Origin of the sequence: Pseudomonas sputi, from assembly GCF_021603585.1 — a bacterium.
Classification (GTDB): Bacteria; Pseudomonadota; Gammaproteobacteria; order Pseudomonadales; family Pseudomonadaceae; genus Aquipseudomonas; species Aquipseudomonas sputi.
Genome location: NZ_BQHI01000001.1, coordinates 451,848 through 478,259 on the forward strand (window position 1 = coordinate 451,848; position 26,412 = coordinate 478,259).

Annotated in this window: 29 protein-coding genes and 1 pseudogene; 16 read left to right on the forward strand and 14 right to left on the reverse strand. The window is 60.0% G+C overall.

Annotation, left to right across the window (positions count from 1 at the left end; genetic code table 11):
• The first annotated feature begins 74 nt into the window (after window positions 1-74).
• On the forward strand, window positions 75-1,337 hold the full coding sequence (locus L6D81_RS02150; RefSeq protein ID WP_236177719.1) for an MFS transporter: 1,263 nt from the start codon (window positions 75-77) through the stop codon (window positions 1,335-1,337).
• Window positions 1,338-1,358: 21 nt separating this feature from the next.
• On the opposite strand, the gene L6D81_RS02155 is transcribed toward L6D81_RS02150, so the two are convergent.
• Genes L6D81_RS02155 through L6D81_RS02185 form a run of 7 tightly spaced genes read right to left on the reverse strand, consistent with a single transcriptional unit; the run spans window position 1,359 to window position 7,653 of the window.
• On the reverse strand, window positions 1,359-2,726 hold the full coding sequence (locus L6D81_RS02155; protein WP_236177720.1) for an ATP-binding protein: 1,368 nt from the start codon (window positions 2,724-2,726) through the stop codon (window positions 1,359-1,361).
• Window positions 2,723-3,385 carry a response regulator gene (locus L6D81_RS02160; protein ID WP_236177721.1) on the reverse strand — a complete coding sequence of 221 codons (663 nt, stop codon included), beginning with the start codon at window positions 3,383-3,385 and terminating at the stop codon, window positions 2,723-2,725. The genes L6D81_RS02155 and L6D81_RS02160 overlap by 4 nt, the downstream gene beginning before the upstream one ends.
• A gap of 11 nt (window positions 3,386-3,396) precedes the next feature.
• Complete coding sequence (locus L6D81_RS02165; protein WP_236177722.1) at window positions 3,397-4,041, reverse strand: tetratricopeptide repeat protein; 645 nt, start codon at window positions 4,039-4,041, stop codon at window positions 3,397-3,399.
• Window positions 4,038-4,847 carry an SDR family oxidoreductase gene (locus L6D81_RS02170; RefSeq protein WP_236177723.1) on the reverse strand — a complete coding sequence of 270 codons (810 nt, stop codon included), beginning with the start codon at window positions 4,845-4,847 and terminating at the stop codon, window positions 4,038-4,040. Before L6D81_RS02170 ends, L6D81_RS02165 begins: the two co-directional genes overlap by 4 nt.
• Entirely contained in the window at window positions 4,834-5,508 is a 675-nt protein-coding gene (locus L6D81_RS02175) for an iron-containing redox enzyme family protein (RefSeq protein WP_236177724.1), read from the reverse strand. Before L6D81_RS02175 ends, L6D81_RS02170 begins: the two co-directional genes overlap by 14 nt.
• On the reverse strand, window positions 5,505-6,986 hold the full coding sequence (locus L6D81_RS02180; RefSeq protein WP_236177725.1) for an AMP-binding protein: 1,482 nt from the start codon (window positions 6,984-6,986) through the stop codon (window positions 5,505-5,507). The genes L6D81_RS02175 and L6D81_RS02180 overlap by 4 nt, the downstream gene beginning before the upstream one ends.
• Entirely contained in the window at window positions 6,976-7,653 is a 678-nt protein-coding gene (locus tag L6D81_RS02185) for a thermostable hemolysin (protein WP_236177726.1), read from the reverse strand. Before L6D81_RS02185 ends, L6D81_RS02180 begins: the two co-directional genes overlap by 11 nt.
• 205 nt (window positions 7,654-7,858) lie before the next feature.
• Here L6D81_RS02185 and L6D81_RS02190 point away from each other — a divergent pair, with 205 nt between their 5' ends.
• On the forward strand, window positions 7,859-8,410 hold the full coding sequence (locus L6D81_RS02190; RefSeq protein ID WP_236177727.1) for a cytochrome b: 552 nt from the start codon (window positions 7,859-7,861) through the stop codon (window positions 8,408-8,410).
• Window positions 8,411-8,425: 15 nt separating this feature from the next.
• Here L6D81_RS02190 and L6D81_RS02195 read toward each other — a convergent pair whose 3' ends face one another.
• The gene (locus L6D81_RS02195) at window positions 8,426-9,352 is read right to left on the reverse strand and encodes a universal stress protein (RefSeq protein WP_236177728.1); all 927 of its coding nucleotides are present in this window, start codon (window positions 9,350-9,352) and stop codon (window positions 8,426-8,428) included.
• A gap of 220 nt (window positions 9,353-9,572) precedes the next feature.
• Between L6D81_RS02195 and L6D81_RS02200 the strand changes: the two genes are divergently transcribed.
• Window positions 9,573-10,646 carry an NAD(P)-dependent alcohol dehydrogenase gene (locus tag L6D81_RS02200; RefSeq protein WP_236177729.1) on the forward strand — a complete coding sequence of 358 codons (1,074 nt, stop codon included), beginning with the start codon at window positions 9,573-9,575 and terminating at the stop codon, window positions 10,644-10,646.
• 25 nt (window positions 10,647-10,671) lie between these two features.
• On the opposite strand, the gene fnr is transcribed toward L6D81_RS02200, so the two are convergent.
• Window positions 10,672-11,415, reverse strand: coding sequence for a fumarate/nitrate reduction transcriptional regulator Fnr (gene fnr, locus L6D81_RS02205; RefSeq protein WP_236177730.1), 744 nt, complete (start codon window positions 11,413-11,415; stop codon window positions 10,672-10,674).
• 321 nt (window positions 11,416-11,736) lie between these two features.
• On the opposite strand from fnr, the gene L6D81_RS02210 reads away from it, so the two are divergent.
• The 3 genes from L6D81_RS02210 (at window position 11,737) to L6D81_RS02220 (ending at window position 15,104) form a co-directional block, all read left to right on the forward strand.
• Window positions 11,737-12,657: a universal stress protein gene (locus L6D81_RS02210; RefSeq protein WP_236177731.1), complete on the forward strand. Its 921-nt coding sequence runs from the start codon at window positions 11,737-11,739 to the stop codon at window positions 12,655-12,657.
• Between the two features lie 190 nt (window positions 12,658-12,847).
• Entirely contained in the window at window positions 12,848-14,098 is a 1,251-nt protein-coding gene (locus L6D81_RS02215) for an MgtC/SapB family protein (protein ID WP_236177732.1), read from the forward strand.
• 88 nt (window positions 14,099-14,186) lie between these two features.
• Window positions 14,187-15,104 (forward strand): universal stress protein, encoded by a 918-nt coding sequence (locus tag L6D81_RS02220; protein WP_236177733.1) that lies wholly within the window; start codon window positions 14,187-14,189, stop codon window positions 15,102-15,104.
• A gap of 49 nt (window positions 15,105-15,153) precedes the next feature.
• Here L6D81_RS02220 and L6D81_RS02225 read toward each other — a convergent pair whose 3' ends face one another.
• A complete protein-coding gene (locus L6D81_RS02225; RefSeq protein ID WP_236177734.1) occupies window positions 15,154-15,717 on the reverse strand; it encodes a GNAT family N-acetyltransferase in 564 nt (187 codons plus the stop codon).
• 204 nt (window positions 15,718-15,921) lie between these two features.
• Between L6D81_RS02225 and L6D81_RS02230 the strand changes: the two genes are divergently transcribed.
• From L6D81_RS02230 to L6D81_RS02255, 6 genes are all read left to right on the forward strand, one after another.
• On the forward strand, window positions 15,922-16,869 hold the full coding sequence (locus tag L6D81_RS02230; protein ID WP_236177735.1) for a universal stress protein: 948 nt from the start codon (window positions 15,922-15,924) through the stop codon (window positions 16,867-16,869).
• Window positions 16,866-17,750, forward strand: a complete 885-nt coding sequence (locus L6D81_RS02235; protein WP_236177736.1) for a universal stress protein — start codon at window positions 16,866-16,868, stop codon at window positions 17,748-17,750. The genes L6D81_RS02230 and L6D81_RS02235 overlap by 4 nt, the downstream gene beginning before the upstream one ends.
• An 89-nt stretch (window positions 17,751-17,839) precedes the next feature.
• Window positions 17,840-18,142 (forward strand): ArsR/SmtB family transcription factor, encoded by a 303-nt coding sequence (locus L6D81_RS02240; RefSeq protein ID WP_007950555.1) that lies wholly within the window; start codon window positions 17,840-17,842, stop codon window positions 18,140-18,142.
• Between the two features lie 63 nt (window positions 18,143-18,205).
• A complete protein-coding gene (locus tag L6D81_RS02245; protein ID WP_236177737.1) occupies window positions 18,206-19,201 on the forward strand; it encodes a zinc-dependent alcohol dehydrogenase family protein in 996 nt (331 codons plus the stop codon).
• Entirely contained in the window at window positions 19,198-19,527 is a 330-nt protein-coding gene (locus L6D81_RS02250) for an antibiotic biosynthesis monooxygenase family protein (protein WP_236177738.1), read from the forward strand. Before L6D81_RS02245 ends, L6D81_RS02250 begins: the two co-directional genes overlap by 4 nt.
• A gap of 419 nt (window positions 19,528-19,946) precedes the next feature.
• On the forward strand, window positions 19,947-20,309 hold the full coding sequence (locus tag L6D81_RS02255; RefSeq protein WP_074688720.1) for a DUF6124 family protein: 363 nt from the start codon (window positions 19,947-19,949) through the stop codon (window positions 20,307-20,309).
• A gap of 67 nt (window positions 20,310-20,376) precedes the next feature.
• On the opposite strand, the gene L6D81_RS02260 is transcribed toward L6D81_RS02255, so the two are convergent.
• Window positions 20,377-20,733, reverse strand: a complete 357-nt coding sequence (locus L6D81_RS02260) for a hypothetical protein (RefSeq protein ID WP_085602888.1) — start codon at window positions 20,731-20,733, stop codon at window positions 20,377-20,379.
• A gap of 172 nt (window positions 20,734-20,905) precedes the next feature.
• Between L6D81_RS02260 and L6D81_RS02265 the strand changes: the two are divergent.
• Window positions 20,906-21,217: pseudogene (locus tag L6D81_RS02265) on the forward strand (DUF2235 domain-containing protein); the annotation flags it as partial.
• 131 nt (window positions 21,218-21,348) lie between these two features.
• Window positions 21,349-21,663 carry a hypothetical protein gene (locus L6D81_RS02270; RefSeq protein WP_236177739.1) on the forward strand — a complete coding sequence of 105 codons (315 nt, stop codon included), beginning with the start codon at window positions 21,349-21,351 and terminating at the stop codon, window positions 21,661-21,663.
• A gap of 142 nt (window positions 21,664-21,805) precedes the next feature.
• Here L6D81_RS02270 and L6D81_RS02275 read toward each other — a convergent pair whose 3' ends face one another.
• The 3 genes from L6D81_RS02275 to L6D81_RS02285 all read right to left on the reverse strand — a co-directional run bounded on the left by L6D81_RS02275 (window position 21,806) and on the right by L6D81_RS02285 (window position 23,821).
• Window positions 21,806-22,045, reverse strand: coding sequence for an immunity 63 family protein (locus L6D81_RS02275; RefSeq protein ID WP_236177740.1), 240 nt, complete (start codon window positions 22,043-22,045; stop codon window positions 21,806-21,808).
• 64 nt (window positions 22,046-22,109) lie between these two features.
• The gene (locus L6D81_RS02280) at window positions 22,110-23,213 is read right to left on the reverse strand and encodes a DNA alkylation repair protein (protein ID WP_236177741.1); all 1,104 of its coding nucleotides are present in this window, start codon (window positions 23,211-23,213) and stop codon (window positions 22,110-22,112) included.
• A gap of 2 nt (window positions 23,214-23,215) precedes the next feature.
• Window positions 23,216-23,821: a glutathione S-transferase gene (locus L6D81_RS02285; protein ID WP_236177742.1), complete on the reverse strand. Its 606-nt coding sequence runs from the start codon at window positions 23,819-23,821 to the stop codon at window positions 23,216-23,218.
• 355 nt (window positions 23,822-24,176) lie between these two features.
• Between L6D81_RS02285 and L6D81_RS02290 the strand changes: the two genes are divergently transcribed.
• Together L6D81_RS02290 and L6D81_RS02295 are read left to right on the forward strand one after the other, a co-directional pair.
• Entirely contained in the window at window positions 24,177-25,433 is a 1,257-nt protein-coding gene (locus L6D81_RS02290; protein ID WP_236177743.1) for a hypothetical protein, read from the forward strand.
• A 392-nt stretch (window positions 25,434-25,825) separates the two neighbouring features.
• Window positions 25,826-26,230 carry a TraR/DksA family transcriptional regulator gene (locus L6D81_RS02295; RefSeq protein WP_039767046.1) on the forward strand — a complete coding sequence of 135 codons (405 nt, stop codon included), beginning with the start codon at window positions 25,826-25,828 and terminating at the stop codon, window positions 26,228-26,230.
• Window positions 26,231-26,412 lie beyond the last annotated feature (182 nt).

Below are 26,412 nucleotides of genomic sequence, written 5' to 3' on the forward strand. Positions count from 1 at the left end.
ACGCCCGGCAAAAGGTCATTCGATTTGCGGAGGTTGAGTCATCTCGCAGAACCTCGACAACGAAGACGTTACCCGTGGCCACTCACCTCGATCGCCGTAACAACCTGTCTCTCGACAGCCTGAATTTCTTCCTCGCCGACGTGCGTGACGGGCTCGGTCCCTATCTGGCGATTTACCTGCTGGCGGTTCACCACTGGGAGCCGGCGAGCATCGGACTGGTGATGACGATGGCCGGGATCGCCGCGCTCATCACGCAGACCCCGGCAGGCGCGCTGGTCGACAGCACGCGCTTCAAACGGGCGCTGATCGCGATTGCTGCGCTGGTGGTCACCGGGAGTTGTCTGCTGCTGCCGTTTGTGACGTCGTTCAGTCTGGTGGCCCTGACGCAAGCCATCAGCGCCGTTGCCGCTTCGATCTTCGCGCCCGCCATCTGCGCGATCACGCTTGGCATCACCGGGCCGCGCGCCTTCACGCGAAGGACCGGGCGCAACGAAACCTTCAATCACGCCGGCAACGCCTGCGCCGCGTTGCTGGCCGGTTTGTCCGCGTACCTGTTCGGTCCGGTCGCGGTGTTTTATTTGATGGCGGTCATGGCGCTGGCCAGCGTGATTGCCGTCTCGTTCGTATCGGCCGACGCCATTGACCATGATCTCGCCCGAGGCCTGGAACCCAGCAAAACGGGGCAGGGCAAGCAGCCTTCGGGCTTGTCCGTATTGCTGACCAACCGGCCGCTGCTGATGTTCGCGATTTGCTGCGCACTGTTTCATCTGGCGAACGCGGCGATGTTGCCGCTGGTGAGTCAGAAACTGGCGCAGGCCAATCTGCAGATGGCCACGCCGCTCACGTCCGCCTGCATCGTCGCGGCACAACTGGTGATGGTGCCGGTCGCGCTGCTGGTGGGGGCGAAGGCCGATCTTTGGGGCCGCAAGCCGTTGCTGTTGGCGGGGTTTTTGATCCTGCCGTTGCGCGGCGTGTTGTATGTGCTGTCGAACGATCCTTGGTGGCTGGTTTCGGTGCAGTTGCTCGATGGCATCGGCGCGGGGATCTTCGGCGCGCTGTTTCCGGTGGTGGTGAAAGACCTGACACAGGGGACCGGGCATTTCAATGTCAGCCTCGGGGCGATTTCGACGGTGTTTGGTTTGGGGGCGGCGTTGAGCAACAGCCTGGCGGGTATCGTGGTTCAGGAGGCGGGATACAGCGCTGCGTTTTTGACGTTGGCGGCGGTGGCGATGGCGGCGCTGGTGCTGCTTTGGGTGGCAGTGCCGGAGACGGTGTCGGGCGCCAATGCCCATTCGATGGCACTGCAAAGCGAGGCGCCACCGATGGTTGCGCCTTGACTCAACGGTCGCAGAAGCTGTTCAGCCGACGGGAATCGACAGCGTCGCCCGCAGGCCACCCTCAACCTGGTTCTGCAGTGTGATCCGCCCACCCAGGCGGGTCGCGATGGTATTGACAATGGTCAGCCCCAGACCCGCGCCCTCGGGATTGCCCCGGCTGTAGAACCGCTCGAACAATCGCGCCCGGTCCGCTTCATCGATACCCGGGCCCTGATCGTCAACACTCAAGTGGTAAAACCCGTCGGCCCGGGTTAATTGCACGCTGATCACCCCATGCTCGGGGGAGAAGTTGGCGGCATTGGTGATGAGGTTGTTCAGGGCAATATCGATGGTGGCGACATCGGCGAGCGCAGGGAAAGGTTGGTCGCTGACGTCGAAGGCCAGTTCCAGATGCTTGCTCAGCAGCCATGGCGTGAGTTGCACCAGACTGTTGCGCACGGTTTCGCCAAGGTCGATACGCTGCCTGGCAGGCGCGTTGGCCGTGGGTTCGAGGCGCGCCATGGTCAGCAGCTGATTGACCAGACGGCTGGTGCGATCCACGCCGGCGATCAGAAACTCGAGTGACTCGCGACGTTCCTGCTCGGTGCCGGCCTCCAGCAGGTTTTGCGCATGCACCCGCAACACTGCGAGCGGGGTGCGCATTTCGTGGGCGGCGTCGGCGATGAAACGGCGTTCACGACCGAGTACTTCCTGGATCTGCGCAAGCATGCGGTTGAGCGCAGCCTGCATCGGTTCGAGCTCGCTGGGCAGGGGGGTCAATTGCAGCGGTTCGAGGGAGCCGCTGTGCCGGGCGCGCAAGGTCGCCGCCATGTTGGCCAGGGGCTTGAGCCCCCAGCCGATGGCCAGCCAGATCATCGCCGCCAGGATCAGGCTGCCGATCACGTTCGGCCACAGGGTATGACGGACGATCCGGTCAACCAGATCCGCCCGCACGTCACCGCGCTCACCCACCCAGATGCGCAAACCGTTCTGTCTGTCTTCCAGGACAAACGCTCGCCAGTGACGCTTGTTCAGATCCACCACATCGCTGAAGCCGGGCTGGATCGGCGGTGCGCTGAAAGAGGGCGCGCTGGCGGTATGCACCAGGACTTCGCCCTTGGCATTCCAGACCTGAAAGGCGAGTTTTCTTTCGTAGGGATGGCCGTCCCCCTTGGGCACGGCTTCTGCCAGTGCCGAGTTGAACGCCCGATAAAGATCCGCGTGTTCCTGCCCCGGCAACGGCATGCGCATCACGCCTTGCAGCAGACGCGCGTTCTGCGCCAGTTGCGCGTCGTAGACCTCGGCGATTTCGTGGTTGCTGTCGTGCAGGTTGAACAGGCTGAGCACCATCAGTCCGGCGAGCATCAGGCCGATGATCAGGGTCAAGGTGCGGCGCCGGATCGAGGTCATCGATGCTCCTCCACCAGATAGCCCACGCCACGGATGGTGCGGATCAGGTCGGTGGAGAATTTCTTGCGCAGGTGGTGAATGTGCACTTCCAGGGTGTTGCTTTCGGCTTCTTCGTTCCAGCCGTAGAGCAGTTGTGTCAGGTGGTCGCGGGTCATGACCCGGCCTGGCGGCGACAGCAGTTCGTGCAGCAATTGATATTCCTTGGGCGTGAGCACCACCGGCTGGCCCAGATAGCTGACTTGCTGGGTCCCGGGGTTGAGGCTGATGCCGGCGTGTTCGATCAGCATCTGCGCGCGTCCGGCACTGCGCCGCAGCAGGGCGCGCAGACGGGCCTTGAGCTCGGCCAGGTCGAAGGGCTTGATCAGGTAGTCGTCAGCGCCGGCGTCCAGCCCGGAGATGCGGTCTTCGGTGGCATCGCGGGCGGTGAGAATCAACACCGGCAGGTTCGAACCGCTGGCGCGCAGCCGACGTAACACCTCGAGCCCGTCCATGCGCGGCAGGCCGAGATCGAGCACCGCCAGATCAAAGGTCTCGCTGAGCAGGGCGTGCAGAGCGCTGCTGCCGTCCTTGAGCCAGTCGACGGTGTAGCCCTCGCGCCCCAGCGCCTGATGAATGCCCTCGCCGAGGGCCACGTCATCCTCGATCAGTAATAAACGCACACGGACTCCTGTCAGTCGAGTTTCTTGTTCACGTCCACCAGCAACGCGGCGATCTCTTTGCGACGCCCGGCATCGGCACTTTCCCGGCCTGGACGCGGCGCGGCCTGCAGGGCTTTTTGCAGCGCTGCCCTGGCTTCAGCGTAGCGTTTTTGACGGTAAAGGTGATCGCCCCAGAAGTACAGGCTGTCGATGCCTTCGGGGTTGAGTTGCAGGGCCTGTTTGAGCAGTTGCTCAGCCTTGTCGCTGTCGCCGAAACCGATCGGCCAGCCCGGCACCCGGTCGTACAGCGCAGCGAGGCTGGTGTAGGCCGAACCTTGCAGTGCCTTGGGGTCGAGGGTCAGGGATTTTTCCAGATCAGCCTTGGCGTCCTTGGCTTTGCCCAAAGCCCCCAATCCGCCCTCGGCACCGGCCCAACTGCTGGTGACGATGCCTTTCCAGATCCAGGCCTCGGCGACAGCCGGACGTTCGGTAGCAAAGTGCGTTGCCTGGGTGGCCAATTGTTCAAACGCAGCAGCCCGCTGTTTTTCCGGGGTCTCGTATTGGATGTGCGCCCAGCTCTGCTGGATGCTGTTGAGGCGTTGCTGATCGGCGGCGTCCAGCGCCCAGACACTTTGACTGAGGGCGCCCAGCAGCAGGCAGTCGAAGAGTTTTTTCATGGTTTTGGCGTCTCGTTTGCGGGTTTTTCACTCAGGCGACGGATCAACGGCAATTGTTTGCGCAGACCGCGATCCACCAGATTGGGCAGCAGGCTGTTGAGGCGCACGAAAAAACGCTCAGGCCAGCCCAGATAAAGGTCGCGTCGATCACCGGCAATCGCATGGATCACAGCGGCGGCGACAGCTTGCGGGTCGTCGACGCTAGACTTGAGCGCATCGTTCAACGCTTGGGCAGCGGGGCTGTTCATGGTCGTGCGGGTGGCGCGCGGCGCGACGTACAGCACGCCGACCCGGGTGTCCGCCAGTTCCCGGCGCAAGGCCTCGGAAAACCCGCGCAAGGCAAACTTCGTGGCGCAATAACTGGCATAGCCGGGATAACCGATCGAACCGTAGGTCGAGCCGACGTTGACCACCATGGCGCTGTCGGCCTGTTTGAGCAGTGGCAGCAACAGTTTGGTCAGGCAGATCGGTGCACTGATATTCACCGCGAGCATGGCATTGATGTCGCTGTCGTCGAGCTGTTCCAGCATCGCGAAGTGATTGACCCCGGCGGCGTTGATCAGCAGGTTGATGCCGCCGATGGCCTCGGCGGCGGCCAATACGTTGCGCCGGTCGCTGAGGAATGTCAGGTCGGCGGCGACCCAGCACAGGTTCTGCGGGTAACGTTCGAGCAGCGGACGCAGCGATTCCTGGTGCCGCGCCACCGCCAGCACCTTTGCTCCGGCGGCGCACAGGGCCTGAGTGATGGCCAAGCCGATGCCACCGCTGGCACCCGTCAGCACCACACGGGCTTCATGCAGCTGCATGGTGTGCCTCCGCGTCGCGGGGCAGGCCACGGAACATGTCGGTGTAGAGCCGATAGACGACTTTCGAGGCATGGATCACCGCCGCCTGATCGGCCGGATCTTCCAGCTGATTCATCAGCCGGCGATAGGTTTGCATGTGCTCGATGTCGAGCGAACCGTGGGAGCTGAGGTAGCTGAACGCCGTTTCCGGCAGGGCCAGACGATCGCGGATGCTGCCCGCCGCATGGGTGGCCAGCGCGATGCTGGTGCCCTCGAGCACATTGACCATGCCGAACAGGCCGACCGGGTTGCCCCGGGCGATCAGGTCATAGAGGTAGCTGACCATCAGCTCGATCGGCAGCGACGGCTGGCCGTCACGCACTGCATTCCGGTCACCACCACAGGCCTCGATGTCGTCGAGCACCCACTGCTCATGGCCGTATTCGTCCTCGATGTATTCGCACACGGCTTTGCGCAACCATTCCAGGTGCGTCGGCAGGCGCGCGCCGCAGGCCATCATCAACGGTACGGTGTGACGAACGTGGTAGTAGGCCTGGGCGAGAAACGCGCGATAGCTTTCAAGGCTGACCTTGCCTTGCAGTGCATCGAGGATGATCGGCAGGTTGAACAGCTCGTGGCGTTCCTGTTGTGTGGCTTCTTGCAGGGTGTCGAAAAAACTCATGGTGCGGATTCCTCGCAAAGGACGGATTCGGTGAGCACGGTGCGGTACTGCGCAACGATGGCATCGCGGCGCGGGCGACCGTTGGCGGTGAGCAGGCCGTTGGCGGCGGTAAAAGGTTGTTGCAGACGTGTCCAGTGATGCACCTGGGCGTAATCGGGCAAGGCCTCGTTGGCAGCGGCGACAGCGGCGGCCAGCTGTGCATCGGTGCAGTCCGGACGGTGCGGCCAGAGCAGGGCGTGGTTGTGCGGCAAGGCCTCGCCATACACAAAGGCCTGGGCAATGTGCTGGCGCTGGGTCAGTTCGGACTCGACCCATTCCGGGTTGACGTTGCGCCCGAAACTGGTGACGAACTGATGCTTCTTGCGGCCCTTGAGGTAGAGAAAACCTTCCGGGTCGAACTCCCCCAGATCGCCGCTGGGCCACCATTCATCGCTGAACGCCGGTTCGCCAAGGTAACCGAGCAGGGTCGAGCCTTTGATCAACACCTCTCCGTCTTCGGCCAGGCGCACGTCGACGTGGGGCAGGGGTCGCCCGACACTGCCCGGACGCCGGGCCCCGGGCCGGTTGAGACAGACCACCGAGGCGCACTCGGACAGGCCGTAGCCTTCGTAGACCGGCAGACCGACCCGTTGCGCGCGGTGCAGCAGATCCTCGGAAACCCGTGCGCCACCGACGGCGGCAAATCGCAGCGATTGCGGATCGAAGGCTTTCTGTTCGGCGGCGCTGACCAGCAACAACAGCAATTGCGGCACCAGAATCAGACTCTCGGGCGCTCGGTTGGCCAGGCAACCGAGCAAGCGCGGCAGATCGACGCCGCTGGCGCCCTGGATGCCCAGGGTTTTCTGGCTCGGCACGCTCAGCGTCGCGCCGGCGTACAGCGCCGCGTAACAGCCGAGGTTTTCCAGCAGGATCGCCAGCGGCAGCAACGCCACGTGATGTTGGGGCGCTGTCGGTTTGCTGGCCTCTTCCAGCTCCCGAGCGACCCGTAGCAGACTGTCGGCGCTCAGACACACGCCTTTCGGTGTGCCGGTGGTGCCGGAGGTGAACGTCAGTTTGGCGGTGCCGGCGGGCAAGCGGTCGGGCCCTTCGAAGGCGCGGCACCAGAATTCACCGCGTTGTTCATAACCGGCGGCCAGCAATTCTGGCTCCAACTCCGGTTCGGCGATCACTCGCTCGGCCTGGCTTTGCTCTAGGCAATGGGCACGCTGCGCGGGGCTGAAAAAGGGCGGGAGCGTCACGCAGGCCAGACCTTCAAACAACGCCGCCAGATCCCAGAGTATGGCTTCGATGCCGTTGTCCAGCGCCAGGGCGATAACCTTCACGTTTTCATCGCGCAAGCGCTGCTGGCGGTACATCACCTCGGCGTACAGCGTCGTGTAGCTGATTTTCAGCGTGTCGCCCCACAACGCCAGCGCGTTGTCATTGCGCCCTGCATGGCTGCGCAGGGTTTCCTGGAATCGTTGCCGTTCAAGCGACATGGCAGGCTCCTTCGACAGACGTCGGCAATCCCAGCCGGCTGAACAGACCGATGTTGCGCAGATGAATGAAACCGGCGCGGATATTGCCGACGTGCACCCAGGGTTTGCTTTCGTAGTAACTGCCCCAGTGGTGACGGTCATCGCCCAGGCGTTCCGGGTCGGCGGCGCACAGCGTTACCGGTTTCAGACCCAGGCGATGGAAGCTGTTGACCAGCCCGATATTGCCGGTGAAGGTCACCCACTCCAGGCCACCCATGGCCAGCAGGTAAGTGATGGCAATGATGCTCAGGCGTGCGCTGCCCGTGTCGCTGGCGGCGAGGTTGCCGACTTCGACAATCGCGCTGCGCTCCACCGGACGGTCGGCCGCGGCGCTGATCACCGGCTCGATCGACTCGTCCAGATAGCGTTCGAGAAACAGCGGCTCAAGGTGCGCACGGCGTACCCCGGCCACCGCGCACAGTTCGCCGCGGTCGTTGTGCACACCAAACAGTTCGGGCATGAAATGGCGGATATCGGCGCCGTGGGCCTTGCGAAAACGTTGTTGAATGAACGCTTCGAACCCCGCCCGTTGAGCGTCACCCGGCGGGGCGCTCGACAGTTGCATCTGCGGTGTTTCGCCGTGGCCAAAGCGCAGGGGCAGGGGGATGTTCCAGTCAGAATCGGGCATGGGCTGAACGCCTCCCTCAATAGGTTTGAGTGGAGTATCCGGGCCATTTCTTAACGAAGTCTGAAGGTGAAAAAAGGTTAACGAATGACGGATCTTCAGATTGTCTTAAGACTGTCACGGCAGGGTGACGTCGTCGGTTCGCCCGGCAACCGGATCGAGACAGCCGAACGAATCGGCCGTCGCTCACCACAATCACGAGGCACCTATGACCCGCGACATGGCCGCACCCCGTTATGGAAAACTGTCGATCACCTTGCACTGGCTGATGCTGGCGCTGTTCGTCGGCGTATACGCCTGCGTCGAAATCAAGGGTTTCCTGCCCCGAGGCAGCGAAGCGCGAGGCCTGTTAATGGGATTGCACGGGGTGTTCGGCGCGAGCATTTTCGTCCTGGTGTGGGTCCGCCTGCTCGGCCGCCTGACGCCGCGTCCGCCCATTACCCCGAAACCTCCCGCCTGGCAGACCGCAATCGCGCACCTGATGCACCTGGCCCTGTACGGGCTGATGATCGCTACGCCGGTGCTGGCCTGGCTGATGCTCGCCGCCGGCGACAAACCGTTTCCGTACTTCGGCTTTCATGTGCCGGCGCCGTTGGCGCTGGACACCGACATGGCCAAGCCGCTCAAGTACTGGCACGAGTCGATCGGCAATGCCGGTTACTGGCTGATTGGCCTGCACGCCGCCGCCGGACTGTTTCATCACTACTGGGTGGGCGACGACACCCTTGACCGGATGCTGGGAGGTCGCACTCGTTCCTGAGGCGCGGGAGCCTGCTCAGTCAGGCAGGTGCTCCGGCGACACCACCCAGACGCTGCACGGAATCTTGTACAGCAGGTGTTCGACCGTACTGCCGATCAACCGGCCTGCGCCACGATGGCCGACACGCCCCATGACGATCATGTCGATGTCATACCCGCTCGCATAGCTGCAGAGCACCTTCGCCGGGTTGCCCATGACCATGTGCTGACGCTCTTCTGGAATGCCGTTGCGCTCGGCCAGTTCGCGGAAAGCGTCGGCCTGGGCATCGAACAGTGATCTGGCGGCGCTGGACGAGAAGAACGCCGAGGCATTGTCGAAGCCGAATTCATTGGCGCTGATCGATGACAGATCATGGGCATAGAGCACGTCAAGTTCGGCATTGCACAGGCTGGCCAGTCGGGCGGCCTCGCGCAGGATTCGGTCGTTGAAGCCGGCGTACTGCCCGTCACGGTGGAACGGGTCCACGGCGGCCAGGATCTTGCGCGGCAGGGCATGCCCGACATGGCTGACGAAATGCAGCGGTACCGGGCATTCGCGCAGCAAGTGAATATCCAGCGGGGTGAACATCAAGCGAGACAGAAACGATTCCGGCTCCAGCGCCTTGATCAGCGCCGCCATGGGCTGTTCCCTGAGGTGAATGAGGATTTCCTGTAACGGCCGCTCCACCCACACCACTTCCGTGGTGACGGTGACCCCGAGCTTGCGCATCGAGTGTGCCCGCTCTTCGAGCCACTGACGATGACGCTCGATATAGCCGATCCGCATCTGCTCCAGTGCCTGCTCGTTGACCATGCTGGCTGTTGCCAGACCTTCCAGGTAATCGAAAGCCACGATGTGCAGGGCCGCGCCCGCCGCTTTGGCCAGTGCCGCTGCGCGATCGAAAGCCGGGCTGTTTTCCATCAGGGGTGAGGCGACCAGCATGTAACGCGGTTGTTCTGACATGACGACTCTCCTTGGGCAGGAAGCTTTGAACCGATGGTCACAGGCTGCGCCGGCCCTGGGGTGGGCGCTTGATCTTTGTCAAACAACCGGTGACTGGCAGAACCCCGACAGACGGGTGGTCAATCGGCCTGGATGTCGTCGATTGTTGATCATTGTCAAGTGCCGGTCAGACCGTGCGGCGCAGGCTGGGACACGAGTCGAATCCCTCAGGAGAATGCTCATGGCCACCATGAAAGCCGCCATTTTTGTCGAAAACAATCGCATCGTGCTGGATGACAAACCGATCCCGGAAGTCGGCCCGCTGGACGCCTTGGTCCGAATAACCACCACGACCATTTGCGGTACGGATGTGCACATCCTGCGAGGCGAGTACCCGGTGGCAAAGGGTTTGACGGTCGGTCACGAGCCGGTGGGCATCATCGAGCGTCTGGGTTCGCAGGTGCGCGGGTTCGCAGAGGGGCAGCGGGTGATTGCCGGCGCCATTACTCCCAGCGGCCAAAGTTACGCGTGCCTGTGTGGTTGTGGTTCCCAGGACGGGCCGGACACTCGCCATGGTTTCCGGGCCATCGGCGGGTGGAAATTCGGCAACACCATCGATGGCTGCCAGGCTGAATATGTGTTGGTGCCTGACGCCATGGCCAATCTGTGTCCGATACCGGACGGCCTCAGTGATGAACAAGTGCTCATGTGCCCGGACATCATGTCCACCGGCTTCTCCGGTGCCGAACGGGGCGAAGTGAGCATTGGCGACAGCGTCGCCGTGTTCGCCCTCGGCCCCATCGGACTGTGTGCGGTCGCCGGCGCCCGGCTCAAAGGCGCCAGTACGATCATCGGGGTCGATGCGGTGGCCGAGCGCATGGCGGTGGCGCGTCGATTGGGAGCCACTCATGTCGTCAACTTCCGGGACGGGGATGTGGTGGAGCAGATCATGGCCCTGACCGACGGGCGCGGCGTCGATGTGTCGATCGAGGCGCTTGGCACACAAGGCACCTTTGAGTCGGCGTTGCGCGTGCTGCGTCCGGGCGGCCGCTTGTCGAGCTTGGGTGTGTACTCGAGCGATCTGCGCATACCGCTCGATGCCTTTGCCGCAGGGTTGGGCGATTACAGCATCGTCACCACCCTGTGCCCCGGAGGGAAAGAGCGCATGCGGCGTTTGATGGCGGTGGGGCAGAGCGGCGTGGTCGACCTTTCACCGCTGGTGACCCACCGATTCAAGCTTGATGACATTGAAGCGGCCTATGACTTGTTTGCGCACCAGCGTGACGGTGTGATGAAAGTGGCAATTACACCGTGAAGCTGCGGCCAGCCTGTCGGCAGGCTCATCGCGGGTGACGATGGCAGCCGACGATCAACTGCTTGAGCCCGTCCATGTTCTCAATGGTGACGTCGCGGCCGGTAATCTGCACCAGTCCCTGGTCGCGCAGGTGGGCGATGCCGCGACAGATGGTTTCGAGGCGCAGGCCGAGGTAGGAGCCGATTTCCTCCCGACGCATCTTCAACACAAAGCTGCGCGACGAATAACCACGAGCGTTCAAGCGTTGCGACAGGTTCAACAGGAACGCCGCCAGACGTTCATCCGAGCTCATGTTGCCCAGCATCATCAGCATGTCGTGATCGCGAACGATCTCACGGCTGAGGATCTTGTTCAGGTTGTGCTGCAGTGAAGGCAGCTCCCGGGCCAGTTTTTCCAGGTGGGCAAAATGGATGGGGCAGACTTCGCTGTCCTCCAGCGCGACCGCATCGCAGGTGTGCAGATCCGAACTGATGGCGTCCAGGCCGAGCATTTCACCGGCAATCTGAAACCCGGTGACTTGTTCGCGACCGTCGATCGACAGCACGCTGGTCTTGAATGAGCCCAGCCGCACGGCATAGAGCGAGCGCAAAGGATCACCGGCACGATAGAGTGCAGCGCCTTTCTTGACCTTCAGTCGCTGGGCGATCAGCGTGTCCAGGCGCTCGATTTCCCCACCGCTCAAACCGAGCGGCAGACACAACTCCAGCACGCTGCAACTTGAGCACGCCGTTTTGAGTTGTTGATTGCGATACGAGCGAGTTTCTGCCACCGGGAAGCCCTCACTTTCAGCCTGTTGAGCATAGTTCCCGGGTCGCCATTGACACGGAAAAAGCGTTGTGAACCCTGGATAAACGACGAATGGATCCAGACTGTCAGACATTCACGCGCCTCAGAAACGAGTCATGAATCACTGTGGTGACGTATCTCTGATTCAGTTGATAAAAATCAGTGATCCAGACGTGCGCTGCCAGATACTTGAACGGCAGCATTTCCTGATTGTGGTCACACGCGGAGAAATCCCCGCTCATGTCGCTCTTCAGGAAATCAGCTTTTCAATCATCCAGGTAAACGTTTCAGGGAGAGGCACGTGGTGCTCAAACTCAAACGCATTCTATTGATAGCCCCTGGCGAAATGACCCTGACCCCGGCATTTGAACGCGCCTGTGCGCTGGCCTGTGCCACAGGCGCGCTGTTGCACATCGTCGCGTTCGATTATGTCCCGGCGCTGGCAGCGGCCGGGCTGTTTGCACCTGAGGCGATGGCTCAGGCGCGGGAAGGGTATCTGCAAGTGCATCGGCACTGGCTGGAACAGCAGGCCCGCTTCAAACGATGCATCGGTCTGCAGGTGACCACTGAAGTGGTCTGGGCCAGATCAAACCTTGCTCACGTGCTTGAGTACGTGAATGACTTTCATCCGGATCTGGTTATCAAGGATACCCATTACGTTCCGGCGCTCGACCGCGCCTTCCATCGCCCGCTGGACTGGCGCTTGCTGCGCGAATGTCCGGCACCCCTGCACCTGGTGACCCGCGCCGGGCAGGCCAGGCCAATGAAAATTCTTGCAGCGGTCGATCTGTCGCATCTGGAAGAACTGACGCAAGGGTTGAACGACCGGATACTTGACCTTGCTTGCACACTGGCGGCCGGTTGCGGCGCGGCGCTGCACCTGCTCAATGTGGGTTGCTGGGCGGTCATCGACGATGGGGCCATAAGCGTGCCGACAGGCAGCCTGGACGGCAGTCTGAAAGATGCCATCGAGGACGCCCAGCAAGAAGCGTTCGACGCACTCGCCGAACGCTATGGCATCCCGATTTCATGCAGACACTTGCTGACCGGCATCCCGCAAAAGGTCATAGGGCTGTTTGTCCGCCAGAATGCTTTTGACATGGTGGTGCTGGGCACGCTGTATCCCGACGGCAAACACCGCTACATCGGCAGTACCGTCGAGAGCGTGTTGAACCGGGCTCCTTGCAGTCTGATGATCGTCAAATCGCCGCAGCCCTCCGATTGAATGGGGGGCACTGCCGAGTTTTGCACTGGATGAGAAACAACGGTTGTTGCGGCTGGAGGAGGTATTTCAATGATGTTGTCGATCAACTCACGTCACGGATCGATGCGCCCGACACATGGCCAGCGACTGTCGATACAGCGCGGGTCAAAAAGCATCCTGGGATCACGTATGCCGATGGTTCCATCCTGTTATGAGTGACGCACTGGGCCTGGCGGGGGCCGCCGCAGCATTGGGCATCGGCATGCTGGTCGGTCTGGAGCGCGAGCGCCACAAAGGGCGGGGTGACAGCCGTGCCTGTGCCGGGTTGCGCACGTTTGCGATCACGGCGTTGCTCGGTTACGTCGCGATGCAAGTGGGCGGCGCGCTGCTGGTGGGCATTGTGGGCGGCGGTCTGGCGGTGCTGATCAGCGTGGCTTACTGGCGCAGCCTGAGCGGTGATCCGGGGGTGACCAGCGAAGTGGCCTTGCTCACGGTGCTGGTATTGGGCGCGCTGTGTGGCACCGCTCCGGAATTGGCAATCGCCATCGGCGTGGTCATGGCGGGGCTGCTGGCTTACCGGCAGAAACTCCATCACTTCGCCCGCAGCCAGTTGAGCGAAGCGGAGATGCGCGATGGGCTGGTGCTGTTGACCGCAGCGCTGGTGGTGCTGCCGCTGACGCCTGACCGGTTCATCGGTCCCTACTCGGCGCTCAACCTGCGCACGCTTTGCACATTGACCGTGTTGCTGATGGCCGTCGGCGCCATCGGGCATATCGCCGTGCGCACGCTGGGTGTGCGCTACGGCTACGCAGTCAGCGCCATCGCCTCCGGTTTCGCCTCCAGCACCATGACGATTGCCGCCATGGGGCATATCGCCCGTAAAGAACCGGAGCACCTCAAGGTCCTGAGTGCGGCGGCCCTGCTGTCGAACCTGGCTACGACTGCGCAGGTGGCGCTGATCCTCGGCACGGTCGACACCGCGCTGTTGCCGCACCTGTGGGGGCCGTTGCTGGCCGGATTCGGCGTTACGCTGCTGTTCAGCCTGGGCCTGCTGTTCCCCAGACCTGCGGCCGCTGCGAACCAGCCGATCAAGGTCGGCGGGGCGTTCAATCTCAAGCTGGCGCTGGCGGTCACGTTGACCATGGCCGGCGTGACGTTTTTGTCTTCGCTGATGCTCGACCACTTTGGCGAGGCGGGTGTGATGCTGACCGCCGTACTCAGCGGATTCGCCGATGCTCATTCTTCCACGGCTTCGATTGCCACACTTGCCAAGGGTGGGCTGCTGGATTACGGCGCCATTGCGCCGCCCGTGCTGCTGGCGGTCAGCAGCAACGCGGTGAGTAAATGCCTGATGGCCTGGATCAGTGGCGGGCGACGTTTCGCCGCGTATGTCATCCCCGGTCAGATTCTGCTGACCGCTGCCATGTGGGCCGGCCTGCTGGTGGATCAAGCGACGATTTGACCGAACACTGACAAAAATCAAAATGGTCATCGGTGGAAGGGGCACCCTGAGATCCATTCCCTGTCATCGCTCAATGCCGAGGTGCACCATGTCACAGGAACCCCGCCTGCTGCTGATCGCTCCGCCCGCCATGAACCACACGCCGGCATTCGATCGTGCCTTGGCATTGGCGCAGGCGCTGCAAAGACCGCTGCATATCGTGGCATTCGATTATCTGCAGGCGCTGGCAATGGCCGGGCTGTTTGCCCCCGAACAGGTGGCCGTGGCCCGTGACGCCTATCTGGAGAAACATCGCCACTGGCTTGAAGAACAGGCGGCCCGGATGCGTGGAAACGGGATCGTCGTCACGAGTGAGGTGGTGTGGGTTCAGGATCCGTACGCGGAGATCCTGCATTTCATCAATGAAATGCCGCTGCTGCTGATCATCAAGGATGCCCACGAAGAATCGGCCCTCAAGCGAGTGTTTTTTACCCCGCTGGACTGGCAACTGCTGCGCGACTGCCCGATCCCGGTACACCTGGTGACCAATGCCTTGAACCCGCGCCCCCGTCATGTGCTGGCGATCATCGACGTGCTGCGCAGCGAAGATCAGGATCTGGTGTTCAACGACCAGATTATCGACGCCGCATCGAAACTGGCCGAGGTGTGCAATGCCCGACTGCAGTTATTGCACGTCTACGATTGGACCGCCGCCTATGCGCAGGACTTCGGGTTTGGTGCGTTGCCGCTGGCCACCGGTATCTACGAGGCCCGGGGGACGGCGCAGCATGAGGCGTTTGCCGCGACGGCTGAGCGCCACGGCGTGTCGAACGACTGTCGCCATTTCATCGAAGGTGTGCCGGTGCCGGCCATTTGCCGATTCGTCGAAGAGCAAAATGTCGACGTGATCGTGGCAGGTACGGTGCAGCACAAAGGGATGAGCAAACGGCTGGGCACCACCGCCGAGCAACTCCTGCACCGGGCACCGTGCAGCGTGTTGGCGATCAAGCCGGGCAGGGGGCTCTAGCGCCGGTGCGTCGGCGATCGCCCGTACGGACTTTCGCCGGCAGCAGTGGCTACAAGTGCAGGCTGTGAATGACCTGGCGGGGATCGTCAGGGTCATTGTGCCGTTCGAATTCCAGCGTCCGGGCCAGATCACGCATGGGGGCATTGCTGGCGGCATCGATCGAGTACATTCGGTGCATTCCATTCTTGCGCGCCGCGCTGATCAAGTGCTCCATCAACAGTGTTCCCAGTCCCAGGTGCGTCCATTCATCAGCAACGGTAACGGCGCATTCGCACTCGTGTTCACCCGTGGCGGCATAGCGGCTAACGCCGATCTCGATCAGTTGACCGTTGTCGTGCACCAGCGCCACGTAGGCCAGGCGCCGGCGATTGTCGGTGTCCATCAATTGGTCCAGCATCGTGCCCGACGGTTCGTTGATCTGCGCCAGAAAACGCATATGCCGTGACTCCGGGGACAAGCGTTTGATGAACGCATACTCGCGTTCCCGATCCTTCTCCGAGAGGGGGCGGATCAGCACATGGCGACCGTCCTTGAGTGCTTCGATCCAGTGTTGGCCGGTGATCGAGGCATAGGCCGTGGCGGCTCGTTCGTTGTGGTCTTTGACGGTAAGCATGAGGAAATCCTCCCTGCGGTTTTAAAGACGGATGCAGGACACAGCGCCCCGCAGTCGCTTTCTTTCTACGCCGCTCGACGGGCAGGAATCTGATCTGGGTCAGAGACCGGTGATGTTGAATCGTCCGAAGTTGATGTAAATCAACTGCGCACCGGCAGCGCAGGCTCAGTCTCAAAGCCTGCGGTTGTCTTGCGGAGGTGTGTGATGGGGCAATATCAACGTTTGCTGCTGGTCGCCGACCCGACCCTGCATCAGACGCCCGCCATGCTGCGCGCGGTGGCGCTGGCCAAGGCGAGCGCAGCGGCCCTGGACATTCGGGTCTTCGCCGAACCGGCACCGGTGGTTCGTCTGTGGGAAGACAAAATCGATGAGGCCGGGTATCAGCGGTATCTGCGCCACCACCGTCGCTGGGTAGCCGATCAGCTTGAGCAATGCTCGGAACAGGGACTGAAAGTGACGGTGGACGTGGTGTTCACCACCCACGCGCAGCTGGACATCCTAAGGGCTGTCGCAGACCTCAAACCTGATTTGCTGATCAAGGACGTGACGCTCGAGCCCCTCCTTAAACGGGTTTTCATAACGCCGCTGGATTGCCATTTGCTGCGCGAGTGCCCGGTGCCCGTGCATCTGGTCAACGAGGTCCGTTACAGCCTGCCGCATCGCATCGTGGCGGCGGTGGATCCGTTCGATCCCGAGACCCAGATCAGCGGCCTGAATGACTCCATCATTCAGACCGCCAATTCGCTGGCCATGCAATGTGACGCACCGTTGCACCTGCTCTACGCTTATGACTTGTCACCGGCGTTCAATGGCGATGCGCCGCTGGTCGGTGCCGGATGGGGAGTGGATTTTGTCGAGGAGCTGCGCCAGTCCCTGCACCAGGCTTTCATCAACCTCGCCGATCGCTACGGGATTCCGCCCGAGCGACGCCATTTTGTGATGGGGTTGCCGGTGCCGGTCATCGGAGAGTTCGTCGAGCAATACCTGGCGGATGTGGTCGTGATGGGCACGGTGCACCGCACAGGTATTGATCGGTTGATGGGCAGCAATACCGAGCGGGCGCTGTATTCGCTGCCTGGAAGCATTCTGGCGGTGGGGCCGGGCGTTCGAGCCCAAGTGCAACGTCCTGCATCTGACGAGAGGTCTTCATGAGCCAGTATCAACGGTTGCTGCTGATCATCAATCCGCTCCTGCGCGAGTCCGCTGCGATCAACCATGCAGCGGCGCTGGCCAAGACCAGTGGCGCGCGCTTGCACCTATTGGCGCTGATTCCCTCGCTCGACGGTTTGTCGCTGCTTGAAACAGGTGACCGGCAACAGGCGCGCGAGGCATTGCTTCAGGATCATCGCCAGGCGCTGGAGGCCCGGGCGGTCAAGCTGCGCGACAGGCGGATCGAAGTGACCATCGAAGTGGACTGGGCCGCTGATGTTGAGCAGCGCATCCTTGCTCATGTCAACGCGTACGCGCCCGATCTGTTGATCAAGGAAATCGAACAGGTGTCGGCCCTCAGGCGCGCGTTTTACACGCCACTGGACTGGCAATTGCTGCGCGATTGTCCGGTACCTGTCTACCTGGTGGGCGGAAGCGGCTATGTGTTGCCTCGCAAAGTGCTGGCGGCGGTCGAGGTGTCGGATATCGAGTCCGCCGACAACTCGTTGAACGAACAGATCATCCGGCAGGCCAGTGCGCTGGCCATCCAGTGCGACGCCGAGTTGCACCTGCTCTATGCCTGCGACATTTCCGCCGCGTACCTGGCGAACATGGGCGAGTTGCCCCTCGCCGAACTGACCCGGTCACTGCGCGAGGACCTGCAAAAATCGTTTCTTCGACTGGCCGGGCATTTCGGTGTGGCCTCCAGTCAACGCCACTTCATTGAAGGTCGCCCAGTCACCGTGCTGAGCGAGTTCGCCGACGAGCAGCATGTCGATGTCATCGTGATGGGCAGGGTTCGCAAGCGGGGCCTGAGCAAATGGTTGGGCAGTACCACCGAGCACATTCTTTACCAGGTGCCTTGCTGCGTTCTGGCGGTTTGACGGGGTTTGCTGAGCGGTCGGCAGGCGGGAAGCTTTCCGTTGGTCAATCCGCGTATTGACATATCGAATAATCTCGATATTCTCGCGACATGGACCTGATCGAAGTATTCAAAGCACTCTCAAACCCGGTACGGCTTGAAATCCTGAAAGGCTTGAAGGACCCCGTAAAGAACTTCCCCCCGCAGGATGAGGGTGACGTTCACACGGTGGGTGTGTGTGTGAGCAGCATTCAAGAGGGCATCGGACTCTCGCAATCAACGGTGTCCGGTTATCTTGCAACGCTGCAGCGCGTGGGCCTGGTTGAAGTCAGGCGCATCGGTCAGTGGACCTACTACAAGCGCAATGAAGCCAACATCAGCGCTTTGGCCGAGGTCATAGGGAAAGAGCTGTAAAAAATTTTACCGCAGTATATCGAGATATCTCGATATCCCTTATTGTCGATACGAGGATTCACCATGAAAGCGATGCTGCTTGAATCATTTGGCAACCCTGAATCGTTCAAACTTTACGACGTACCCAAGCCCGTACCGGGCGCCGGGCAAGTCCTGGTCCGGGTACACGCCACCTCCATCAATCCGCTGGATTACCAGGTTCGACGTGGCGACTATCCGGACCTGGTGCAACTGCCGGCCATCACCGGACATGACGTCTCCGGCGTCGTCGAAGCGGTCGGCCCCGGCGTGACGGCGTTCGCCCCCGGAGATGAAGTCTGGTACACGCCGCAAATCTTCGACGGCCCTGGCAGCTATGCCGAGTACCACGTGGCGTCTGCCAGCATCATCGGCAAAAAGCCGCGCTCGCTGAGCCATCTCGAAGCGGCCAGCCTGAGCCTGGTGGGCGGGACGGCGTGGGAAGCCCTGATCGTGCGGGCAGCGCTCAGAGTCGGGGAGAGCATCTTGATCCATGGCGGCGCAGGCGGCGTCGGACACGTCGCCATCCAGCTCGCCAAAGCGATGGGCGCCAAAGTGTTCACCACCGCGCGCGAAGCAAACGCCGAGTTCGTCCGCCGCATGGGCGCCGATGTGATCATCGACTACGAAAAGCAAGACTACGTCGACGCCATCCTGCGGGAAACCAAGGGCCTCGGAGTGGATGTGGTGTTCGACACCATCGGCGGCGATACCCTGTCGCGCAGCCCCGACGTCCTCGCACAACTTGGCCGGGTGGTCTCGATCGTCGACATCGCCCAGCCACAAAACCTCGTTCAGGCCTGGGGCAAGAACGCGAGTTATCACTTCGTGTTCACCCGCCAGAATCGCGGCAAGCTCGATGAATTGAGTGCCCTGGTGGAGCGCGGTCAACTGCGGCCCCATGTTGGCGCGGTGTATTCGCTTGCGGAGATTTCGCTGGCCCATGCGCGGTTGGAGAGTCCCAACAATGGTCTTCAAGGGAAGATTGCCATTGCGGTGGCGCCCTCGCTTAGTGCGGGTTCGGTGGGGGAGGCGTCATGATTTATGAGATCGCTTTGCTACCCGTTCACGCAGAACGCGTTGATGAGTTCAGACGTGCATTTGCCGAGGTAGCGCCTTTGCTCCGCCGCGCGAAGGGTTATGGCGGGCACATGCTTGCGCAGGGGATCGAAACGCCGGAGCGGTTCAATCTGATTGTGCGGTGGGACTCGCTTGAGGCTCACACGGATTTTGAGGCGGGGGAGGATCACAGGGTCTTCATGTTGGGGCTAGAGGCGTATTTTTCGGAGGAGCCGCAGGTTTATCACATTGAGGGGGCGGCTTTTACTGCCCGCGAAGGTGATGGAGCGCTTTGGTCCGGAAACTGAAACACGCTTTTGTGGGGAAGCGAGCCGGACTGGGTGACAGTCCGGCTTTTGTCCGGAGTTAAACGCGGTGAGCATTGGTTGTTTAAATCAGTCCTACAGTCACACCCGGATGCCCACAGCGCCTTGCGCCGTCCCCTACACCTAAGACAGAATCCGCCGGCTTGTGCGTCTGGACCTCCGACCGTAACTTGATTCCCGTCACTGCCCATCAGTGATCGGGTCTGCAAGCCCGCCGGAAAAACCAGTCGCACAGCCTGCCAAAAGGACGCTCGTTCGCGTCCGCTCAATGGCGGCTTTGTGCGGGAGACCCTCGGGTCTGCCGGGTGCCTGGTTTCCCGGTCTTGCAGACCCGCACATGGCTGCCACCCATCATCTGCAAGTGATGCTGGTAGCTCCTAATCAAAATCAGGAGTTTCACCATGATCAAACCGACACCGAATCCCCCGGAAACCGATCCGGTTTCCCCCTACAAATTCCCCGACTCCCGAACCCTGAACGAGGCAGCCGAACGCGCGCTCGACCATTACCTCACTCCGCAGCAACGGGTCATGGGTAGTCACCACAAACACGATCCGATGTACCTGGCTAATCCAGCGTACGACACTGAATCCCTGCTCGCCAATGCCAGCGAATCCCTAGGCTCGGCCAGCGAAATGCTCAACAACTTTGCGGCCACGCTGGAGCCCGCTCACCGTAAGACTGCGATAGGAATTGCGCAGATTGTGATGCTCGGGGAATTGGCGGTGAATCAGGCGTTGGATAACGTCGAACTGAAGACTTAAGGCTGTCCTTCAGTAAAAAGGGAGCAGATTCAATACCTGAATCTGCTCCCTTTTTTGTTCGTTGAGCTCAACCGTTGGCGTTTGCTCTCTTTTCCGCCGTCACGATGCAAGCCTTGTAGAAATTGGAATGGAAATCGCTGATCGCTTTCTGCTGCAAGCTCTCGCTTGAGTATTGAGGAATCTCGTACGCCTCGCGGATCAACGACTTGAACACCTCACCCACATACTCGTTCTGCTTACCTGCCGCTTCGGCCAGTTCCAACACTGATGCCATGGGCACGCCTTGCTGCCTGGTTTTCATGACCTGTTTGGCCGAGTTTTCTATTCGTTGGCACTCTTCGAGCTCTTCCTGCGGTACGGGAGAGGCAAGAGCGGAAAAACTGATGGCGAAGGTTACTGCTGCTGCCAGACATTGTTTGTACACGAGGTGTCGTCCCTGGTTTTGAGGCTGAACCTTATCATTCGTGGCTCGGCGCCACCATTGCAGGCAGGGAGAAAGAGCGCCAGGTGCTGGCACGCGGCCACGCCTTGCGCCCCCCGATTTCCGCTGTCACCCTTCAGCCCGTTCTTCAAGGATCAGAAGAAGGAATCAAGGATTGAGTGGCTACATTCCCAACCCGCCTAAAAACTATCGCAACAAAGGAACCGACCCCGTCGATATTCATGCCCAGCGTTGGGCTGAGTATGAGAAACACGGGAAGGAACCGGCATCGGCTCGTGAAAAAATCGGCATTGCCCTGCGGATCGGAGTGTTCTTCGATGGGACGGGGAATAATGCCAATAATGCTGCTGCGGGTTTACTTTGCGGTGCCCATCATCCCATTGCTGCTCAAGACATTGATGCCAGTTGCAAGCCGTTCGTGAAAGATCCGGACAGCCGCTACGGTAATGACACCCGCAACGTTCAGAATGGCAGTTGGTCATTCTAGGAAAAAACGGGGGCGAATCGGAAAAGATAGGGCGGATTTTTCGATAAATAGATGCGCTCCCCATTTTCATTTTCTGCATTTCTTTAAAACGATCCTTCTATGGTGATCGAATGATGGATGCCACTTTGAAAATAATAAAAGCTACTCGCTTTGATGATGTCGACCATGACCTTGGCTATGAATACCGTGGTTATAACTACGATATACAGAGCGAAGAGGATATGTTTCTGATCAGAATTTACGATGACCAACCCGGACGGGCAACGGTAGTACGTCCGACGTCAATGTCTAAAAACAAAAAACTCAGAACGCTAGTCGAACTCCTACAGTCCGAGCTGGGAGTGACCAGGGTCTCGCTTTACATGGGGGGCATAGGGTGTTACGCCGAGATCAATCTTGACAGTTTGACATTTATTCCCGTCTGAAGCCGGCTGTGGAGGAGTGCCAAGCGTGTTTAGATACTTTTGGTCAAATCATTCAGAAAGTAAATTCGTAAATATTTGATAGGTTGCGAAGAGTTGAAAACGTCCAGCTGGATCAATCGGAATAATGAAAAGGTGTGAGGTTTTATCCCTTGTTGAACATTGCATACACCCATTTAGCCAGCTCATCTGGTGATGTCGTCTCTTTTCTCAATACTTCATAACCACGATCTCGCGCAACGATAGCCAGCTTTCCTGAATCGGAAATTTCAATATATGGCCCGCCAAACTCATCGGCTTCAGTAGTGAGGGGGAAGCTGTTGTACGGATTTCTCTGTTCAATCGCATATTTAAAAAAATAATCGATTGTATATTTAAGCTTCATGGCCAGGTCCTCTTGTTATTTTGTTGGCGTCCGAGAGCAACGTCAGAGATAAACTTTCAGTTTGTCAGCAATTGATGTCAACCGCTGTACTCCCCAACCGCTCCCCATTAACCACCACATGCACCGCATGCACCCCCGAATAATGCTTGCGCGTCGTGAAATCCTTGATCACCTGCCGCCGCGCGACAATCTCACGCCCAAACCCCGCCAACTCCAGCGTCTTCAACTTGAAAACCTTGGCCGACGTCCCGCCATTCGCCTTCACATAGTCAATCGCATAATCAATCACCAACCGCTGTTCAACTGGGACCAACGATCGAACGGTAAACGACAGAGTGATCGTCTCCCCAAGCCGCACAACCGCCGGTTCCACCTTCACATCCAGCAACTCAACCTCAGCCTTCGCCCCCGCGCCTATAACCGTAAGCGCCCGAGAATTCCCCTGTTTGATCAAGCTCCGCAACGCATGTTTGGCAATCCAAGCTGTGTGCTTGTTGTCCAGCGACCACCCCTCAATCGTATCCAGCACCCACTCCGGATGTTCTTTCGTCACGTCATTCAAATGATTCGCCACGGACTTGCGCACGTACAAACTTTCATCGGCCTTCAACCGATCAAGTATCCCGGCAGCCAACAGCGGATCAGCCTGCACTGGTTCCAGTCGAAACGACCACGGCAGGCGAGGGCGGCTGCCTTCGCTGGCGAGTCTTCGGACGTGGTGGTTTTCGTCTCGGGTCCAGTCGTGCATCAGTTCCAGCGAGCGTTCCAGGTCGCTGCGCAGGAAGTGGCGGATGGCGAATTCGGAGGAGCCGAAGGTGGTGAAGTACTTCAGGGCTTCCATGGAGGTGTCGAACGCGTGCGCGCCGTAGCGCGCGACGTAGTGCGGCAGGCACATGCTGACGAAGCCGCTGTTCAGGCGTGGGGCAAGTTCGCGCAGCACAGCGAGGGAGTCTGCGTAATCCAGCGGCAGCACCGCGTGCAGGCTTTCGCTGACGCGGGCCATGCGTTGCATGACGGAGAGGTCGGCGAGGCCGTCGTTGGCATGCCTGAGAAAGGCCTTGGCCTTGAACGCCGGGTACACGGCGCTCATTTCTGTGGCGATGTGTTGCAGGCGTTCGGCGTTGAAGATTTCTTTCAGCGCCGGCGCAGCCGTTTCAGATGCGCTCATGATCAGGTCATCGGGGTGCTGATGAACGCCTGGGTGCTTTCGGCGTACGCGGTGTACTGGGCGATGCGCGGGAAACGTTGAGCGTCGATCTGGTCGGGGACGACTAAGCTGGTGAAGCTCCAGGCGACGGCGAGGGTGATGCCGTCCTGATGGAGGGAGCCGTCGGTGGGCAGCGGGTGCTTTTCGAGTTGGTGTTCGAGGGCGGTGAAGGCGGCGGCGAGTTGGCCTTCGACGCGTTCGACCCACGGCTGGTATTGAATGTCGGCCGGGCGCAGGTTGCGTTCGTAGTAGAGCTGCACGGCTTTTTCGCAGGCGGCGAGACCGAAGCCGATCAGGCGCAGGGCTTTGGCGCGTTGCGGCAAGTCGGCGGGCAGCAGGGTTTTGCCGGACAGGGCTTCGAGGTAGTCGAGGATCAGGGTCGAATCGATCAGCACGTCGCCGTCATCAAGGACCAGGGTCGGCGCCTTGACCACCGGGTTGATCTGCTGGAAACGCTCGAAGTGGCGGAACACCGAGACCGGGTCGTGTTCCAGTTCGATCCCCAGGCATTTGGCAGAGATCGCCACGCGGCGGACATAGGGTGAGTCGAGCATTCCGATCAGTTTCATGTGCACTTCCCTTGAGGCGACGATCTGGTGATGTGGGTGACGAATGTAGCGGCAAAGTCTGTGGGCTGACTACCTCGTGACAACGGGTCGACGGTCGTTGCTGAGCGTATCACCGATGAAACACCCGAAAATAAAGGCCGGGACGGCCCTTGCGGAGGTCTTCGACGGATCTATAGTCAAAGTGCCAGCACCGACCAGGGATGGAAAAGTTAAGCGAGTTCAGGCCCTCTGACTCAGTACTCGTTTGTATTACTCCCTTGTAGTCCATGACCCCTCGATCGTTGAGGCGCCGACGTCCGCGCGCCAGTAAAAGTCAGCGGCGTAGGCCACACAGGAAGGGCACGAGGGTTTTGTCATGAATACGCTTCATCGATTGATGATCGGGATTTTGTGTATAGCGTCAGTGGGGTGCAGTAACCGTCCGGAAAGAGGTGCGGTTGTGCAGCAGTGGTCGGCCAATACGGAACAATTGAATTTCAAACCGATTTTTCCGCCGCGAGGTAACTTCGAAGTCGGCGATTTTTACGTGGTTCGGGCAGCAAAAGCCGGCGCCAAGATGAAAACCGTCGATTACTACATGGGCTCGGTCTGGTTTGACCGGATGCGGCTCGATGCAGAGTTGAAAAAAGCTGCGCCCTACATCACGGCAGCTAAAACACCGGCTGACAAGTCCGGTCTTGTGGCGACCACGAGCGTACCGGATCTTTATTTACCCAATAGCTCAGTGAAAGTAAACGCGTTGGTAGCGTTTCCCGGTTTTACCTTTGCCTCCCTGGCAGAAAGCGATATCGGATTGGGAGTCAGCAACAGTTCGATTGGTGCACTGTTGGGTGGCGCCCGTAAGTCAGCGTATTCCGTCGCCTACTCGGTCCCCGTGGCGGAAACCTACGGAGTGCTTTATGGGGATGCTCATATTGCGGCAGATAGGCACCTTGGCAAGTACACCAAGAGCCAGCGCGAAAAACTGCAGGAAGCGGTCGTTTCGTTGAAAAACGACACCAAAGCCGATGACAGGAACGACACCACTTCGGTGCTTGTGCTGGTGACGCAAGTTTATTTGGCGCGTTCATTGGATGTCGTGATTTCTTCGACCGAAAGTAACGGCGCTCAGTTTTCTGCCGTCACGCGGGCGCTGACGGATCTGGATGAGCGCAAGACGGCCATTGAAACTCAGCTTCGAGCATTGAAGCCAGCTGCCAAAGGTGAGGCTGCTACTGACGGAAAGGGTGTCGAGGCGAAGGCGGGCGATACAGCCAAAGAAGATGCCGGGAAGGCGGCGTCAGACAAGGCCGGAGCGCAGAAGCCAGAGGTTGTGCCTGCCACGAATCAGGCGATGATCAGACAGAAGGAGGCGGAACTGGCTCAGGTCAATGCCGATATCCGCAAGCGAGTGGAGTCCGTAACCCCGGCAATGCCGGGTGTAACTGGATCGGTGGTGAAATCTTCTGCGTCGGGTCTGACATTGCGGCAGGTGTTTGATACACCGGTCGCCATTGGTTACTCCGGTATCAACATTGATATCGACAAATTGATTGCGACGGGAAAAGTCGTTGAAGCGCCGAACATCGATACATACCCGCTGAAAATGCAAATCAAGATCCCACTCCAATGATTTTGCAGATCCTGTCACCAACCTGCCTGGGCGGGTTGGTGATGGGGGGAGAACCACAGCATCGAGCCACGATAGTGAAATCGTGAAATATGCGACAAAGCGCCGCTCGTCCACCGTTTGTCTTCTATATACAGCCGCTCGACTGAATTTCTTGCTATAAACGCACTCCGATGAGCGCTGTGAAGCCTGTGTCAGAGCAGTTTCCGGGCCTTGTCGGACAAATTCCCGGTATTTACAGTTGCTGAGCCCTCAAACGGGCCTTAGACTGCCGCCCCTTCGTAAATTGAGTGCCGGGTGGCGTTTGCAATAAACGATGCCTTTCCGATGACCGCAGGCGGTTCGCCGGAACGCTCCCTAATTCGCCTTAATGCACGTTTTTTATAGAGATATCAATGACAAAGGACAAGTTGCTGGCCATGCCGGCAGATGACTACATGAATGCCGAGCAACACGCTTTCTTTCAAGAGCTGTTGCAGAACATGAAAGTCGAAACCCATGAGCGCATTGAGCAGAACCGTATTGCCATCGAAAGCCTGGACACCCCGGCTGACCCGGCGGACGCCGCATCGGTGGAAGAAGAGCGCACCTGGCTGGTAAACGCGATCGATCGCGACCAGCGCATGCTGCCGCAACTCGAGCAGGCCCTTGAGCGTATCAAGGAAGACAGCTTTGGCTGGTGCGACGACAGCGGCGAGCCGATCGGCCTGAAACGCCTGCTGATCAGCCCGACCACCAAGTACTGCATTGAAGCTCAAGAGCGTCACGAGCAGATCGACAAGCACCAGCGTCAGGCCTGATTCCTGAGGCGACCCCTTCAATCCGGGTCGTCGCGAAAAGATCGCAGCCTTTTGCAGCTCCATCGGGAACTGCAAAAGGCTGCGATCTTTGCTTTTTCTCGTCTGCCGGAAAATCCCCGCACTTTTCCATTGACCTGCCACAGACCCACGACTAACGGACCATGGATAATGGCGTTGTAGTG

Coding starts and splice junctions, on each gene's coding strand:
- L6D81_RS02240 (WP_007950555.1), top strand. CDS start 17,840: ATGGACCTGATCGAAGTATTCAAAGCACTCTCAAACCCGGTACGGCTT.
- L6D81_RS02235 (WP_236177736.1), top strand. CDS start 16,866: ATGAGCCAGTATCAACGGTTGCTGCTGATCATCAATCCGCTCCTGCGC.
- L6D81_RS02285 (WP_236177742.1), bottom strand. CDS start 23,821: ATGAAACTGATCGGAATGCTCGACTCACCCTATGTCCGCCGCGTGGCG.
- L6D81_RS02295 (WP_039767046.1), top strand. CDS start 25,826: ATGACAAAGGACAAGTTGCTGGCCATGCCGGCAGATGACTACATGAAT.
- L6D81_RS02185 (WP_236177726.1), bottom strand. CDS start 7,653: ATGCCCGATTCTGACTGGAACATCCCCCTGCCCCTGCGCTTTGGCCAC.
- L6D81_RS02195 (WP_236177728.1), bottom strand. CDS start 9,352: ATGTCAGAACAACCGCGTTACATGCTGGTCGCCTCACCCCTGATGGAA.
- L6D81_RS02190 (WP_236177727.1), top strand. CDS start 7,859: ATGACCCGCGACATGGCCGCACCCCGTTATGGAAAACTGTCGATCACC.
- L6D81_RS02250 (WP_236177738.1), top strand. CDS start 19,198: ATGATTTATGAGATCGCTTTGCTACCCGTTCACGCAGAACGCGTTGAT.
- L6D81_RS02200 (WP_236177729.1), top strand. CDS start 9,573: ATGGCCACCATGAAAGCCGCCATTTTTGTCGAAAACAATCGCATCGTG.
- L6D81_RS02290 (WP_236177743.1), top strand. CDS start 24,177: ATGAATACGCTTCATCGATTGATGATCGGGATTTTGTGTATAGCGTCA.
- L6D81_RS02155 (WP_236177720.1), bottom strand. CDS start 2,726: ATGACCTCGATCCGGCGCCGCACCTTGACCCTGATCATCGGCCTGATG.
- L6D81_RS02170 (WP_236177723.1), bottom strand. CDS start 4,847: ATGCAGCTGCATGAAGCCCGTGTGGTGCTGACGGGTGCCAGCGGTGGC.
- L6D81_RS02255 (WP_074688720.1), top strand. CDS start 19,947: ATGATCAAACCGACACCGAATCCCCCGGAAACCGATCCGGTTTCCCCC.
- L6D81_RS02180 (WP_236177725.1), bottom strand. CDS start 6,986: ATGTCGCTTGAACGGCAACGATTCCAGGAAACCCTGCGCAGCCATGCA.
- L6D81_RS02175 (WP_236177724.1), bottom strand. CDS start 5,508: ATGAGTTTTTTCGACACCCTGCAAGAAGCCACACAACAGGAACGCCAC.
- L6D81_RS02270 (WP_236177739.1), top strand. CDS start 21,349: ATGATGGATGCCACTTTGAAAATAATAAAAGCTACTCGCTTTGATGAT.
- L6D81_RS02245 (WP_236177737.1), top strand. CDS start 18,206: ATGAAAGCGATGCTGCTTGAATCATTTGGCAACCCTGAATCGTTCAAA.
- L6D81_RS02230 (WP_236177735.1), top strand. CDS start 15,922: ATGGGGCAATATCAACGTTTGCTGCTGGTCGCCGACCCGACCCTGCAT.
- L6D81_RS02165 (WP_236177722.1), bottom strand. CDS start 4,041: ATGAAAAAACTCTTCGACTGCCTGCTGCTGGGCGCCCTCAGTCAAAGT.
- L6D81_RS02225 (WP_236177734.1), bottom strand. CDS start 15,717: ATGCTTACCGTCAAAGACCACAACGAACGAGCCGCCACGGCCTATGCC.
- L6D81_RS02220 (WP_236177733.1), top strand. CDS start 14,187: ATGTCACAGGAACCCCGCCTGCTGCTGATCGCTCCGCCCGCCATGAAC.
- L6D81_RS02215 (WP_236177732.1), top strand. CDS start 12,848: ATGAGTGACGCACTGGGCCTGGCGGGGGCCGCCGCAGCATTGGGCATC.
- L6D81_RS02275 (WP_236177740.1), bottom strand. CDS start 22,045: ATGAAGCTTAAATATACAATCGATTATTTTTTTAAATATGCGATTGAA.
- L6D81_RS02280 (WP_236177741.1), bottom strand. CDS start 23,213: ATGAGCGCATCTGAAACGGCTGCGCCGGCGCTGAAAGAAATCTTCAAC.